We start from the raw sequence: 14,497 nt of genomic DNA on the forward strand, positions 1-14,497 counted from the left end.
CCGCAGGACGCCAACTGCGCTATCCTAAATCGCAACGGGATGCTAGTCCCGATTCTCGAGACAGATCGTCTTAAGCTCCGCGGCCATCGGCTCGAAGACTTCGAAGCCTGTGCAGCAGTCTGGGCGGATCCAGCTGTCGTTCGTTACATATCCGGCAAACCGTCAACGCGAACGCAAAGCTGGCTGCGAATGCTCGCGTATGGCGGCCACTGGCAGCACGTGCCGTTCGGATACTGGGCCGTTGAGGAGAAGAAGACGGGCCGTTATATCGGGGACGTCGGATTCGCCGATTTCAAACGCGACACCATCGAGCGCATGCGCGACGTACCCGAGGTCGGTTGGGTTCTTGCATCGCAGGTGCATGGGATGGGTTACGCCACTGAGGCGGTTCACGCGGCGGTCGCCTGGGCCGACCAGAAGATCGACGCGCCGCGAACCGTCTGCATGATTGATCCGGAAAACCTCGCGTCGCTGCGAGTGGCCGAGAAAATCGGTTACGAGGCCTTCGAACGCGGACTCTTCAACGATGCGCCGACCGTCTTTCTGCAACGCGCTCGGCTGATGACGTCCCAAAGAACCTAACGCGACGCGTTCATTCGCTCGAATATCTGCGCGCGTTCCTTGCCGGAAGCCGCTGCCGCCTGCTCCGAAAACCCGTAGGTGATCTCTTCGCTGCCGGCCTCCAACTGCGCCATCGCCGCCTCGATGAACTCATCCAACGCCATGAATTGCGTGTGCGTGCCCGGACCCCCAAGATCGGTGTTTAGCGCGGGCGGTGCCACTTCGACGACCGCGATCGGGGTCGCGGCGAGCTGCCGGCGCAAGCTCAGCGTGAACGAGTGGAACGCCGCCTTCGTTGCGCAGTAGACCGGTACGGCCGCAAGCGGCACGAACGCCAATCCCGACGTGACATTCACGATCGCGGGATGCTGCTGCGTGCGAAGATACGGGATGAGCAGCGAACACAGATGTACCTGTGCCTCGAAGTTGATCGCGATCTCTTCGTGCGTGTGTTCCCATGATTCCGGCGCGGTGAGATCGATCCGGCGTTGAACGCCGGCATTGTTCACAAGCACGTCGAGCTGCGGGAACTCTCGAATCACCCATTCGACGAGTTCAACGCGCGCGGCCGCGGTCGAGAGATCGCATGCTCGCGTGCGTACGCCCGGAAGCGCGGTCTCGATCTCGCGCAGCTTGCTCTCGCGACGGCCGCACACCACGACCGAACTTCCAGCCTCGGCGAAGCGGCCGGAAAGGGCACGGCCGATGCCCGAACCTCCGCCGGTGATGAGAACGGTATGACCTGCAAGCTCCATGATGTCGGCGGTTTGCCACCCGCGCATATGGGCCTGCCGATCGGTCGCATGGCAGTAGCACGGCACCCGGGGTGGCATGGTTCCGGCCCTCAGAACGCCGAACGCGACGAGCACAATGCGAAAAATATTGATCGTCGCGCTGTTCGCGGCGTTGTGCAGCCCCGCGCGCGGCGCGGATACCCCGATGTTCCGCGGAGACCTCGATCACACCGGCGTCTACGATTCTCCGCCTGTAGCCCAAGCGGCACACGTGAAGTGGGCCTTCCACACGCGCGGCTATGTGAACTCGTCGCCGGTCGTGGCGAATAGCGTCGTCTATGTCGGCAGCGCCGACGATAATATGTACGCGCTCGACGAAACAACCGGCAAATCGCTCTGGCATTTCAAGACAGGCAGCCGAGTCGTTTCGTCACCTGCGATCTGGAGGAGCGCCGTCTATTTCGGCAGTTACGACGGCAACTTTTACGCGCTGAGCGCAAACGATGGCAAGCTCCTTTGGAAGTTCAAAACCGGTGGGGAGCGCCGATTCGAAGGCACGCATCTCCATGGCTCGCAGCCGGTGGACGAGACCATGCCCGATCCGTTTGATGTGTATCTCTCATCGCCGGCGATCTGGCATGAAACGGTGTATTTCGGCAGCGGCGACGGCCACGTGTACGCCCTGAACGCAAAGACCGGCGAAAAACTTTGGAGTTTCAAGACCGGCGACATCGTCCACGCATCACCGGCGATCGATAACGGCACACTTTTTGTGGGGAGTTGGGATAGTTACTTCTATGCGCTCGACGCGCTGAGCGGCAAAATGCGATGGCGCTTCAAGACCGGCGTGGATCCCGACATCCACAATCAGGTCGGCATCCAATCATCGGCGGCGGTCATGGACGGCACAGTGTTCTTTGGCTGTCGCGACTCGCATCTCTATGCCCTCGACGAACAGACCGGAGACAAGAAATGGTCGCTCGACATGCACGGGTCGTGGGTGATCGGGTCGCCGGCGGTTCGCGACGGCAAGGTGTACTTCGCGACATCGGATAGCGGGCTGTTCTATGCGGTCAACGCCGGCGACGGGTCCATAGTATTCTCCGAGGATTTCCACGGCTGGCCGGAATTTGCGTCGCCGGCGGTCGCTGGAGACATGCTGTATCTCGGCTCCTGGCGAGGCGTGCTCACAGCGATCGATCTGACGAAGCGGCAGACGGCGTGGTCGTTTCAGACGGATGCTTCAAAACGCCTTGGGCCGGATCTCACCAAAGCCGACGGCAGCCCCAACTACGCCCCGGCTTACGCCTCCGATTTTTACGACGACTTGATCACGGGATTCGCGCGGATGATGACCGTGGGCGCATTTCTCTCTTCACCCGCGATCGACGACGGCGTGATCTTCGTCGGAAGCACCGATGGCAACGTCTACGCACTCGATTAAGGCAGCAAGCGGCGGGTACCTAATACCTCGTGACTTTGAGCAATTCTATTCTCACCACGCTGTGAGCGTGCAGTGACTGCGGTCACACGCCGTGCGGTCCTCACGGGGCCGATAGTACAAGCATAGACTACCGGTACGCCGGGCCAGCCGAGGCGTCTCCGACAGATAGGCTCGGATGTCGATCTCTCAACGTCTCTACCTCGTCCTCGGGATCATGGTGCTCCTGATCAGCGCCGAATTGACCGCGCTCGTCTTCACCATCCACACGCTCTCGGCCGTTCGCGCCTACGTGGGCGGCGAAGGCCTCTGGTCGAAAGCTCAAAAGGACGCGGTCTATCACCTCGAGGCATACGGCCGCACGCGGGATCCCAAAGAATACGCCGCCTATAGGTCGTTGCTCGGCGTCTCGCTCGGCGACCGTGCGGCGCGTCTGGAGATGTCAAAGCCGAATCCCGATTGGAACAAGGAGTATCAGGGCTTCCTTCGCGGCGGCAATAATCCAAGCGACATCCCAGGCATGATCGCGCTTTTCCAGCGCTTCAACCGCATTAGCTATATCTCCGACGCGATCGCGGACTGGACGGAAGGCGATTCGCTGCTCAGCCAGATCCAAGGTCTCGCGACGCAGCTGCACGCTCAGATCACCTCGGGGCAACCGCCGCGGACCGCCGCCAAGACGCTCGCGCAGATCGGCGACGTGAACGCGAGCTTGACCGTTGTCGAAGATCGTTTCTCCTCAACGCTCGGCGACGGCTCGCGCTGGATGACCGGCCTCATCCTCACGATACTTTTCGCGGCCGCGCTCACCGTCGAACTGAGCGGCTTGCTGCTCACCGCATCGGTGACCCGCCGCATCTCCGTGCGCCTCAAAGCGATGCTGCGCGCGGCGGATCAGATCGCGCGCGGCGATTACCGAATCGATCTCGATACGCAAGCGCCCGACGAACTCGGCCGTCTAGCGTCTGCATTCACCGACATGGCCCACGATATCGAGACTGAGCAGCGTCGCGCCGCCCACGCGGCCAAGACGGCAGAAGCAGCGCTGCGCGAGGCGCAGCGCGTCGCCCACATCGGCAGCTTAGATTGGGATATCCGAAGAGACGTCTTCACGTGTTCAAAAGAACTGCGCCGCCTGCTTGAAATGCAGCCGACGATGGCGACGTCGACGTTCACGACGTTCATCGCGGGCATCTATGCGGAAGATAGGCAGAACGTCGCGGCAGTGCTGCGCTCGGCGTGCGCGTTGCGCGAGCCGTTCAGCGTGGACTTTCGCGTCGCGATGCCGGGTGGAGCGGTGCGCTGGCTCTGCGCACAGGGTACAGTGGAAGAAGATTCCACGGGGGATCCTGTTCGACTCATGGGCACGGCTCTGGATATCACGGAGCGCAAACGCTCTCAAGACCGGCTGGAGTATCTCGCGCAGCACGACTCACTCACCGGATTGCCCAATCGGATGCTGCTGTTCGACCGCCTGCGCCAGGCAATCGCTCTCGCGCGCCGTGCTGATTGCAGCGGTGCGTTGCTCTTCCTCGACCTCGACAACTTCAAAGAACTCAATGACACGCTCGGACACGCCGCGGGCGATCGGCTGCTCGTGCTCGTCGGCGAGAGGCTGCGCGCGGGCGTGCGCGAGATCGACACCGTAGCCCGTTCCGGCGGCGACGAGTTCTTGATCGTGCTCAATTCCCTGGCGTCGCCCGAGGCATGCAGGCTCGTCGGCAACGCGGTCTTGCGTGCTTTTTCCGATCCGTTCACACTGGACGGGAACGACATCCGCGTGACCGCAAGCGTCGGCATGGCGATATTCCCGCAAGACGGCGATGACGCCGAGGCATTGGTTCGCCAAGCCGACCTGGTCATGTACAAATCCAAGCGTCGCGGCACTCGGCAACACGAGGCGCAGCTCGGATCCGCCTGATTTAACGCTCGAAGCTCTTCAAAATTCGACGCTCAACCTGGCGCGCAAGATCTTGTGATCGGCCGCGCCGTAGTAGACGTCGTAGACGCCGTCGGAGATCACGTCGAGTCCGGTCGGGAAGACGACGTTGTCGACGATGCCGACGCTTTCGTCGATGGTAAGCGGCACGATCAAGGGTTCGGGCGAGCGGTAGAGTACGCGATGCGGTTGATGCAGGTCGTGAATGACGATACCGGCGCTATACGTTCGCTTGGGATCGTGGTCGGGGCCATGACTGTCCACCGCGTGGAAGATCGAGAGCCAACCCGCGCGGGAACGGACGGGAGGCGTGCCGGCGCCGTTCTTCAGCTTTCCCCATTCAGAATCGACGGGAAGGACGCGGACGGTCTCACGCGGATAGCGCAGATTCTCCAGATCTTCGAGCACGCTCTCGGCGGACATGTAGGCGATCCACATCGATTCCCTGTCCGCCGGATCGAGTTGAAGAATCGTCGAGATCGGCGCTTGGCCGTTCACGCTGAACGGAAGCATCGGCCGATGATACATCGCAAATGAAAGGACGCCGGCGGGCGAATAGACCGGTTCGGGAAAGAACGCGGCATCCTTATTGTCGAGCGCGTTGAGCGCACCGTCCGCGAACAGCACCGGACCGAGTTTCTTCCATTGGTAACCGTCATCTGATGTCGCTAACGCGATGCGCGGCCCCTGTCTGCCGAACGCCGCGTAGGCCATGATGTACTTGTCGAGCTTCGGGATGAACGTGACGCGCGCGTCTTCGCAGCCGAATCCGCCCGGCTCCGATCTGAGTTCGTAGTCGGTCTCCGGGTGGACGATGACGCCGAGGCGCTCGAAATGACCGCCCGAAGATGTGCCTTCTCGCGCTAACCCGATGCGCGACACATTGCCTTGCGCGACTTTACGCGGATAGAGAAGCAATTCGCCCTGACGGCTTCTCGCAACACCGGGATTGATGACGCCCCATGCTTCCCAATCCGAACCATCGGATGACAGCACGACCCCGTGGCGCTCGAAGTCGACTTGCACTGGTTCAGCGGGATTTATCTTGCGTTGATACATCTTATGCTTGCGGCCATGATTTCATACATTGCGCATACGACGATGTGGGACCGAATCCCGGTCGGGATGCACATATTGTGAGCCTAGCCTCAGGGAAAGAGAATATATCCCGACACCGGCGGTAGGAGTGACGGTGCGGCCGGGCCGTTGACGCGGATGGTGCCGCCGTCGAACGGATCCGACCCGGTCACCGCCAGCGTATGGGTGTAATTGTCGTATCCGCGCGCAAGCGCCGCGGTCTTCATGGGATTCACGATCGCCACGCACGGACCGGCGAGAACGCCCGACAGATAGCACGCTGCATATTCGCGCGCGAAGACGCCGGATGGGGTCATGAGTCCGGATATGTCCGTGGGTTGAGGCGCGACGGGGTCAAGCGCGACGAGGTGCGTCTCTTTGTTCTGCCGGAAATTGCTTCCCGTGAGCCACGGCTGCTTCAGGGACGCCTGCGCCGGCTGATACGTGAGCAAGAACGAAGCGAGCTGATACATGCGCTCGGGGATGGCCGCCGCCGCGTCGGTGCCGTTTTCGTAATCGCCGCTGCAAAACCAATTCTTGCCGGTCGCCATGATCGCGATTTCGGCAGTCTCCTGCGCCGTCCAAGCGCTTTCGGCCGGACCCGGATTCACGCCCGAGCCTTCGGTGTCGGCGTAGCACTCCTCGGTCATCTCGCCCCACACGGCGAAAGCGAGCGCGATGCCCGGGCTGATCCGATGTCCGCCGTTCGGCGACGGCGTGTAGAGCGCGTTTGCGAGAATCGCAAGTCCCGTGCGCTGCTCGAATGCCGCATACATCTGCGCGGTCGCGTGCGTCCATTCATATTCGTCGAAGCCTGTGTGCCCTGCGTTGTTGCACGGTCGAGCCGCGAACTTACGCAGATCGTCGACGCTATCGGCATCGACATAGTCGGCGTGGTAGCCGCTCTCGTCAACGACGTTTCGCGCTTGCGCGATCCAGAGTCGCAAGAGATGCGTCGAGTGCGGGTCCGTCAGGTAAATGGTCTGGCCTGCATACGCGCTCGTGATCCGATTGCCGCCGCAATCGTGCGCGAACGTCGTCTCATCCGATGTGAACAGGGCGTCGCTAGCGTGCAGAATCGCAACATCGCTGTACCAGCCGACGCGCTCGCCTGCGGCCGCCGCAAGATCAGATTCCGTTGGGCTGCTCGGTTCATCTGCCGTGAGGTACGCGCTCATCGACTGCCAGGACACTTTCGTCCGATGCCCGTCCTGTCCGATGTCCTCGAAGTTCGACAAATGAGTCATCGCGATCGTCTGCGGTGCATTGCGACTGCTGTGCAGCGGCGCTGCGGGCCGAACGGCCGAGATCGTATGCGGGAGCGTGGTTGCTTCGCACCCTGCCAGCGCAAATACGAGGACGAAGACGATATAGCCGTGTTTTGGCATGTGCATCTTTCGCGGAAAAGAAATTGATCCGATTCGCTTTTTGCGGATGCGGCAGACCGCGACCCTTGGGCGCTTAAGCCTAATGCCTGATGCCAAACGGTAACCGAAGGCAAATACGATGACGTCATACGCATTTGCGCCCGAGGTTCGCACGACCAGCCTGTCCCGTAGATTGCAATTCACGCGCTCTGGTACCGCAGGGTCCATCCATACGATGGAGACATCGCTTGCGCCGAAATATACGGCGTGATATGCTGTGAATGCCTAATAAATGGCTATTCTTGGAGAGCGGCCTTGACGATGATCGAAGGACCTGATCTGGACGAACTGGATATCCGTTTGCTCGATGCGTTGCAACGCAACGCGCGCACGACGTTCGCAGAACTTGGCGCTCTCGTGGGCCTGAAGGCACCATCGGTGCACGATCGGGTGAAGCGTTTGGAAGCGCGCGGCTACGTGCGCCGCTACGCCGCGCAACTCGACGGTCCGCGTCTCGGCCTCGCGCTAACGGCTTTCGTGAGTTGTTTTACATCCGCCGAGACCAAGTATGACGAGTTCACCGCGAACGTCTCCGCGATGCACGAAGTCTGCGAAGTCCACAGTGTCGCCGGTGAAGAGACGTATGTCTTGAAAGTGCTCACGCGTTCCACAACGCATCTGGACGACTTTCTCGCTCGCCTCAAGCAGATTCCGGGGATGGTGCGCACGCGAACCACCATCGTGCTCTCCTCGCCGTTCGAACGCGGCGGCCTCGAGCTCACCCAGGCCGCAGAATCGCAGCCGCGGCGCTTGCGCAGCGTCCGCTGATCGCGCGCCGGCCGCGTACGAATCTCACACTCACCTCATGAGGAATCGATGACCGCCGTTAACGCAGCATCCGCCGCAGCCGAAGAACCGATCGTCGCGCTCAAACCGCCCGTCGGACCAGAAGCCTTCGAGTACAAGAACCTTCGTCAGGGCGAGTTTTGGCGCCATATCCCCGCTTACGAAGCCGTGGACGAGAAAACGTTCTCGGACCACATCTGGCAAGGCCGCCACTCCGTCAAGACGCCCGACGAGTTGCTGAGCACGATCCAAAAGCTCGCATCCCCCGAATTTATCGAAGACGCCAAGCGCGGCTTCATGCGCGCGCCGATGCAGGTGCGCGTCTCGCCGTATATGATATCGCTCATCGACTGGAGCGACCCATATGGCGATCCGATCCGCACGCAGTTCATCCCGCTTGCATCGCGCCTGCTGCCCGATCATCCGCAGCTTTCGCTCGACTCGCTGCACGAACAAGAAGATGCGCCCGTGCCGGGGCTCACGCATCGCTACGTGGACAAGGCGCTCTTCCTGCCGCTCAACGTCTGCCCGGTCTATTGCCGATTCTGCACGCGCTCGTATGCGATCGGCGGAGATACGGAAACGGTCGAAAAGGCCGTGCTCGCCACCGATCCCAAGAAATGGGAGCGTGCGTTCAAGTACATCGAGTCGCGTCCGGAACTTGAGGATATCGTCATCTCCGGCGGCGACACATATCAGCTCTCCGCGAAGAGCCTGAAAGCTATCGGCGAACGGCTGTTGGCCATGCCGAACGTCCGGCGCATGCGTTTTGCCACCAAAGGACCGGCGGTGTTGCCGAGCAAGATCCTGACCGACGTCGCGTGGACCGATGCGCTCACGTCTATCGTCGACCAAGGACGCAAGCTCGGCAAAGACGTTATGCTGCATACACATTTCAATTCGCCAAACGAAATCACGTGGGTCACGGAGAAGGCTATGCGCTTGCTGTTCGAGCGCGGCATCATGGTGCGCAATCAGAGCGTTCTCATCCGCGGCGTGAATGACGACGCGAAGACCATGCAGCTGCTCGTCAAGCGCCTCGGATATTTGAACGTGCATCCATACTATGTGTACATGCACGACATGGTGAAGGGCGTGGAAGACCTGCGCACCACCATTCAGACAGCGGTCGACATCGAGAAATTTGTCCGCGGTTCGACCGCCGGATTCAACACACCGCTGTTCCTTTGCGACGCACCCGGCGGCGGCGGTAAACGCGATCTGCACAGCTACGAATACTACGATCCGGAGAACGGCATCGCTGTCTACACCGCGCCAAGCGTCAAGCCGGGGAAGACGTTCCTCTACTTCGATCCGATCGACAAGCTGCAGCCCGAAGCGCAAGCCCGCTGGCGCGACGAGAACATGCAACGCGAGATGATCGAAGCCGCCCGCGCAAAAGCCTTGTAGGGCGGACCTTTACGGTCCGCCGGCGGGCCATAAAGGCCCGCCCTACATAACGACGGCGGGCCATAAAGGCCCGCCCTACATAACGCCGGCGGGCCGTAAAGGCCCGCCCTACACAGAGAATTGCGCGGGATCGTAGTTCGGACGCTTCGGCCGCGGCTCGTCCTTCCACCACGCGCTGTAGCGCGCAAGCCAATCGAAGTTCTCGTAGATGTACGGGTTGCCGGCCAACGTGCGCTGCCGCTCGACGAACGGCTGGATCATGGCCCACCGCGTCCGAAGCAGCAGCCCGACCGCATCGACGATCAGCGAAGCATCAAGCACCTCACGCCGGGCGAGACACGCAATCGTCTCGATGAACTGGGCGACGACGAACAGAGCGCGCTCGTCAGCGGATCCGGGGAATTTCTCGCGCAGATCGATATCCGTCGGATAGCGCTCGTTGACGCCGGCCAGTTCGTAGAACGCGGCCACCACCTCGGGCGATGAAAGTCTATCGATCGCTTCGATGAGCGCAAGCGCGTTACGCTCGTGCTCGATCTGCCGCGTCTGACGCGCCATCATCATCGTCGTGAACACGACGGCCGCGAGCGCGACGAGCGTCGAGAGCAGCGGGAGAAGGACGTCGACGGAGATCATCGGTATCGAGGTTGGGCCGACGTGAAGTCGGCCCCTTCAGACGATCCTTCAGATCAGACCGCGGCGAAACGCTTCAACCGCGGCTTGCGTCCTGTCCGCGACCGAAAGTTTTTCCAATATATCGCGGATGTGGCCCTTGACGGTGCCCAAACCGATCGAAAGGTTCGCCGCGATTTCCGCGTTCGACTTGCCGCCCGCGATCAGTTCCAAGACCTGCGTCTCCCGTTCGGTCAGCGGCGAAAGGGTCGCTCGAGCAGGCATGAGCGGGCGGCCGAATCCACGCAGCACGACGTGGGCGACGAGAGGATCGAAGTACACGCCGCCCTCGGCTGCGATTCTGACCGCGTCGAGCACACGCTCCGGGCGCGATGCCTTCAGGCAGTATGCATCGGCGCCGGCGGCAAGGGCTGCGATCACCTCGTCTTCAAGATCGTGCATCGTGAGGATGACGACGTGCGTCTTCGGCTGCGCGTGGCGGATCCGGCCGGTGAGCGCGATACCGTCTTCGCCAGGCAAGCCGATATCGACGACCGCGACGTCGGGCGCGAGTGCCGTGGCTAACTCAAATCCGCTCGGACCGTCCGCCGCTTCGCCGACGACCTCGAATCCGCCGTCGCGCGCAAGCGCGGTCACAAGACCCGCACGCGTCAAGGCATGGTCTTCGACGACGATGACCCGGATACGATCAGGCACGCGGTGCGTCGATCGGAAGCGGAAGAAGCACGGTGAAGCGGCTGCCCCGCGGCGTCGCCGGTTCGTATGTGGCGCGGCCGCCGTGACTCTCGGCGATCCGTCGTACGATGTACAAACCGAGTCCCGACCCGGCTCCGTGGCGTGCACCGGGAGAGAACCGTTGGAACAACGTCGCTCGCTGCGCCTCCGGAATCCCGAAGCCGTCATCCTGGATCTGCAAAACCGCTTGACCGCCGTCGTCCTTGACAGAGACGGTGACGTGCCCGCCGCTCTGCGTCGACGCTACCGCGTTTGCGAGCAAGTTGACGAGCATGCGGCGCAGCTCGCTCTCGTCTCCGGAGATCGAGCGCGCGACGTCGCCGGGCACGCGGCTGACGCTCACTCCATTGTCGCGAGCGAGCGGTTCCAGCTCTGCGATGACATCGTTCGTGAGGACGCCGAGATCGACGAGAGTTCGCGTCGGAGACTGTTCGCCCGATTCGTACTTGGCGACCATCAGCAGAGTTTCGGCGAGCCGCTGCAGCTCATCATTGGAATCGATCGTGCGCCGCAGTATTTCGACGTACGCCGGCGGCAGGTCGCCGAACGCGCCGTCAAGCGCCTGCCGCATCGTCACGCGGGCGGCGGCAAGCGGCGTGCGAAGATCGTGCGAAAGCGCGTAGACGATATCGCGGATGACCTCGCTGCGCTCGACGGCGGCTCCATTTGCCGTCTCGAGCTGTTCGTTCTTCGCGGCGAGCTCCATGAAAAGGTCCGCCTGCGCGATCGCGGCGGCCGCTTCATCGGCAAACGTCTGCGCGACGGTCGACATCTCCGCGTCGAACGGCTCCTCCGCGTTCTTGCGCAAGACGACGATCAGGCCTTGGCTGTTGGCCTTGCCGCCGAGAGGCACGGCGATACCATGAGCCGCACCCAATGTGTCGAGAGCGAATCGGCTCATCGGGTCCGTGGCGGCGAGCACGGCGACTTGACCGGATTCCCTCACGCGCGTGAGCATCGAAGCGAGTTCCGGCGCCGGTCGCGCGCGTCGGAGATCGACGTCGCGCACTCCGCTCTCCGCGAGGTATTGTTCCTCGGCGAACGAGCCCGCGCCGCGCGCGAAGACCACAGCCGCATCCGCCTGCAAGACACGTAACGATTCGCGCGCGATCGCGCGCAGCACGATCTCGCGATTGACCGACGTGCGCATGACCTCAAACGACTCGCGCAGCGTCCGCTCGCGCTGTACCTGCCGTTGCCGCACTTCGATCTCGGCGACCGAGCGGGCCGCGCGCTGCGTTCCGATACTGAGCGCGCCCACAAGGATGCACGACATCGCGGCCAGCACGCGGTTCTCAACGGCGATGCGGTCCCAATGGCCCTCGTGGTATGCGTTATACCAGCCCGCGATCGCGTTCGCGATGAGCGCCGCGAGGACGATCCGAATCGTGAGGCGCCGGTCGAACGCGAAGCTCGTGAGCGCTATAGGCGCGTTCAAGAGTATTGCCGCGATGAACAGTTGCGGTGTGAACATGTCGATCGCAAACGCCGTAAGCAGCAGCACGGCGCATGCGATCGGGATGTATTGCGGCTTCAAGGCCGAGCAGGTTCTGTGCGGGGTTCATAGCAGCCTCCGGGGGAGCGCTGCCGCGGCGCGCGAACGACTGAACCGTGGAGCGAGAATCCGTTCGCGAGAAACCGGACGTGCTCTTACGGCAGCTAGCCTCATCGCCTCGCTTGACCGTCTATCTGTCCGCCGCGTCCGGCAGCGGCAAGACGCGCCGGCTCCTGACGGAAGCGCGCGAGCTGTCCGCTCGCGGGGTTCGCGTCCTCATCGGATGGATCGAAACCAAGGGAAGGCCGAACCTCGCCGAGCTCTGCAACGGGCTCGAGAAGCTGCCTGCGCGCACGGTCGATATCGGTGCGAGCAGGTTTGCGGAGTTCGATCTCGCGGCCGCCCTAGCGGCGAAGCCGGATGTCATCGTGCTCGATGAACTCCCCCACACGAATCTTCCGGGTTCGCCCAACGCGAAGCGCTGGCAGGACGCAAACGCGCTCCGGGCCGGCGGCATCAGCGTTATGACGGCGTTCAATGTGCAGCATCTTGAATCGGTCGCGCCCACCGCCGAACGATTGCTCGGTTTTCCCATCCGCGAGATCATCCCCGATTCGTTCCTCGCGGGCGCCGATGAGGTGATCGCGCTCGACGTCTCTCCGGAACAACTCGCCGAACGCGTGCGCGCCGGTTTGATCGTGCGCCCAGAAGACGCGGACGCAGCGCTCTCCGGAGCATTCCGGCCCGCGACGCTGCGCGCGTTGCGCGAACTTCTCATGCGGACCATAGACGATCTGACGATACCCGCGGTGGAGGCGCGCCGGGTATCGACGGCAGTGCTTTTCGCGCCGCGCGGAGCGGATGTGCTCCGCGTCATGCGCAGGGCATCCGAGGTGGCGAACGCGCTGGACCTGGCGCTCGAGGTCGCGGTCGAACGGCAATCGGAGAACGACGGGGTGCAACGCGCCGTCCGTGAGGCCGGCGCACAACTCATCGCGTGGCCGCAAACGACGGACGGGCGTCCGAGCGATGCCGTCTCCGCGTCGCTCGTCGTCGTGCCGCATGGTCAATTGGCAGAACGCTTGGTCGCGGGCGCCGTCGATCGCGACATCTTCGTCGTTGGACAAGAACCGCCGGCGGGCCAGGCGTCGAGTTTTGACATCCACCCGCTCGCACAGACGGCGGGCGACAGGATGCGGGTCGGCTACGGCCGGCTCACGATCTATCTCGGCGCAAGCGCCGGCTGCGGAAAGACGTATGCGATGCTCGATCGCGCGCACGAGCTTGCCGCCGCGGGCGTTGACGTCGTCGGCGCGTTTGTTGAAACGCACGGCCGTAAGGAGACCGCCGCGCTTATCTCCGGGCTTGAGATGCTGCCTCGCAAGTGCATCGAGTCGGCGGGCATTCGTCGCGAAGAGCTCGATGTGGACGCCTTGCTCAAGCGAAAGCCTGCCGTGGCGCTCATCGACGAATTGGCGCACACAAACGCCACCGGAAGCATCTTCTCCAAGCGTTATGAAGATGTGCTCAGCGTTTTGCGCTCGGGCATCTCGGTGGTGACGACGCTGAACATCCAGCACCTTGAAGGCCTGGGTGAGGCCGTGGCGCGCCTCACCGGGGTGCGGGTGCGCGAAACCCTGCCGGATCGAATCCTCGATCTGGCTGACGAGGTCATCTTCATCGATTGTCCGCCCGATTTGCTGCGCGAAAGGCTTCGCGCCGGCAAGATCTATCCGGCCGACCGCATCGACCGCGCGCTCAGCAATTTTTTCAGGCCCGAGAATCTCGCCGCACTTCGCGAACTTGCGCTGCGCGAGTCCATCCGCGCCCGCGGCAGACGGCTCGTCCAGTCGGCGATAGCAAGGCTTATCGTCGGCGTCGCCGACCGCGAACGCGACGGCGCGCTCATCCGCCGGTGCGCTGCGCTGGCCGGCCGGCTCGAAGTGGGATTCTCCGTCGCGCACGTCGCCCGTAATGCGCAACATTCGTCGGACGCGCTGACGGCCTTACGGACACTGTGCAGGGATCACCGCGGCCGCTGGATTCTTCAGACCGCAGAAGACCCGGCCCGCGGACTTTTTGAAGCGGCAAAGGCGGACGGCGCCACGACAGTGATGATCGAGGGACCGCGAACGCGTCCCAAACTGTTCGGCGGCCTGTCCTTCGCGCGCCGTCTCTTGAAAGCCGGCGTACAGGACATGCTCGTCCTCACTGGCTACTAAGTGCCTGACCTCTCGTTTTTGAAGGGGGCCGACCGGC

General features: G+C 62.6%; 12 protein-coding genes. 6 read left to right on the forward strand and 6 right to left on the reverse strand.

The window, feature by feature from the left end; genetic code table 11:
- Positions 1–39: 39 nt before the first annotated feature.
- Positions 40–582, forward strand: a complete 543-nt coding sequence (locus VKT51_13130; protein ID HLJ85110.1) for a GNAT family N-acetyltransferase — start codon at positions 40–42, stop codon at positions 580–582.
- Here the strand turns inward: VKT51_13130 and VKT51_13135 are convergent.
- A complete protein-coding gene (locus VKT51_13135) occupies positions 579–1,343 on the reverse strand; it encodes an SDR family oxidoreductase (GenBank protein HLJ85111.1) in 765 nt (254 codons plus the stop codon). The two genes, VKT51_13130 and VKT51_13135, sit on opposite strands and share 4 nt — an antisense overlap.
- An 88-nt stretch (positions 1,344–1,431) precedes the next feature.
- Here VKT51_13135 and VKT51_13140 point away from each other — a divergent pair, with 88 nt between their 5' ends.
- On the forward strand, positions 1,432–2,739 hold the full coding sequence (locus VKT51_13140; protein HLJ85112.1) for a PQQ-binding-like beta-propeller repeat protein: 1,308 nt from the start codon (positions 1,432–1,434) through the stop codon (positions 2,737–2,739).
- 175 nt (positions 2,740–2,914) lie between these two features.
- Positions 2,915–4,657 carry a diguanylate cyclase gene (locus VKT51_13145; GenBank protein HLJ85113.1) on the forward strand — a complete coding sequence of 581 codons (1,743 nt, stop codon included), beginning with the start codon at positions 2,915–2,917 and terminating at the stop codon, positions 4,655–4,657.
- Between the two features lie 18 nt (positions 4,658–4,675).
- On the opposite strand, the gene VKT51_13150 is transcribed toward VKT51_13145, so the two are convergent.
- Entirely contained in the window at positions 4,676–5,734 is a 1,059-nt protein-coding gene (locus VKT51_13150; protein HLJ85114.1) for a hypothetical protein, read from the reverse strand.
- Between the two features lie 89 nt (positions 5,735–5,823).
- Positions 5,824–7,140, reverse strand: a complete 1,317-nt coding sequence (locus VKT51_13155; GenBank protein ID HLJ85115.1) for a hypothetical protein — start codon at positions 7,138–7,140, stop codon at positions 5,824–5,826.
- 300 nt (positions 7,141–7,440) lie between these two features.
- Here VKT51_13155 and VKT51_13160 point away from each other — a divergent pair, with 300 nt between their 5' ends.
- Both VKT51_13160 and VKT51_13165 read left to right on the forward strand, forming a co-directional pair.
- Positions 7,441–7,947, forward strand: a complete 507-nt coding sequence (locus VKT51_13160) for an Lrp/AsnC family transcriptional regulator (protein HLJ85116.1) — start codon at positions 7,441–7,443, stop codon at positions 7,945–7,947.
- Positions 7,948–7,995: 48 nt separating this feature from the next.
- Positions 7,996–9,375, forward strand: a complete 1,380-nt coding sequence (locus VKT51_13165) for a KamA family radical SAM protein (protein ID HLJ85117.1) — start codon at positions 7,996–7,998, stop codon at positions 9,373–9,375.
- Positions 9,376–9,483: 108 nt separating this feature from the next.
- Here VKT51_13165 and VKT51_13170 read toward each other — a convergent pair whose 3' ends face one another.
- From VKT51_13170 to VKT51_13180, 3 genes are read right to left on the reverse strand one after another with little or no spacing between them, the layout of a single operon-like run.
- Complete coding sequence (locus tag VKT51_13170; GenBank protein ID HLJ85118.1) at positions 9,484–10,011, reverse strand: DUF4760 domain-containing protein; 528 nt, start codon at positions 10,009–10,011, stop codon at positions 9,484–9,486.
- A gap of 48 nt (positions 10,012–10,059) precedes the next feature.
- The gene (locus VKT51_13175) at positions 10,060–10,704 is read right to left on the reverse strand and encodes a response regulator transcription factor (protein ID HLJ85119.1); all 645 of its coding nucleotides are present in this window, start codon (positions 10,702–10,704) and stop codon (positions 10,060–10,062) included.
- The gene (locus VKT51_13180; protein ID HLJ85120.1) at positions 10,697–12,280 is read right to left on the reverse strand and encodes a HAMP domain-containing sensor histidine kinase; all 1,584 of its coding nucleotides are present in this window, start codon (positions 12,278–12,280) and stop codon (positions 10,697–10,699) included. The genes VKT51_13175 and VKT51_13180 overlap by 8 nt, the downstream gene beginning before the upstream one ends.
- 74 nt (positions 12,281–12,354) lie before the next feature.
- Here VKT51_13180 and VKT51_13185 point away from each other — a divergent pair, with 74 nt between their 5' ends.
- Positions 12,355–14,460, forward strand: a complete 2,106-nt coding sequence (locus VKT51_13185) for a hypothetical protein (GenBank protein ID HLJ85121.1) — start codon at positions 12,355–12,357, stop codon at positions 14,458–14,460.
- Positions 14,461–14,497 lie beyond the last annotated feature (37 nt).

The organism is Candidatus Eremiobacteraceae bacterium (assembly GCA_035295225.1).
Classification (GTDB): domain Bacteria; phylum Vulcanimicrobiota; class Vulcanimicrobiia; order Eremiobacterales; family Eremiobacteraceae; genus JABCYQ01.

Bases quoted from the DNA above. Each gene is read 5' to 3' on its own strand.
- VKT51_13130 (HLJ85110.1), top strand. From the start codon at position 40: ATGCTAGTCCCGATTCTCGAGACAGATCGTCTTAAGCTCCGCGGCCAT.
- VKT51_13135 (HLJ85111.1), bottom strand. From the start codon at position 1,343: ATGCGCGGGTGGCAAACCGCCGACATCATGGAGCTTGCAGGTCATACC.
- VKT51_13140 (HLJ85112.1), top strand. From the start codon at position 1,432: ATGCGAAAAATATTGATCGTCGCGCTGTTCGCGGCGTTGTGCAGCCCC.
- VKT51_13145 (HLJ85113.1), top strand. From the start codon at position 2,915: ATGTCGATCTCTCAACGTCTCTACCTCGTCCTCGGGATCATGGTGCTC.
- VKT51_13150 (HLJ85114.1), bottom strand. From the start codon at position 5,734: ATGTATCAACGCAAGATAAATCCCGCTGAACCAGTGCAAGTCGACTTC.
- VKT51_13155 (HLJ85115.1), bottom strand. From the start codon at position 7,140: ATGCCAAAACACGGCTATATCGTCTTCGTCCTCGTATTTGCGCTGGCA.
- VKT51_13160 (HLJ85116.1), top strand. From the start codon at position 7,441: ATGATCGAAGGACCTGATCTGGACGAACTGGATATCCGTTTGCTCGAT.
- VKT51_13165 (HLJ85117.1), top strand. From the start codon at position 7,996: ATGACCGCCGTTAACGCAGCATCCGCCGCAGCCGAAGAACCGATCGTC.
- VKT51_13170 (HLJ85118.1), bottom strand. From the start codon at position 10,011: ATGATCTCCGTCGACGTCCTTCTCCCGCTGCTCTCGACGCTCGTCGCG.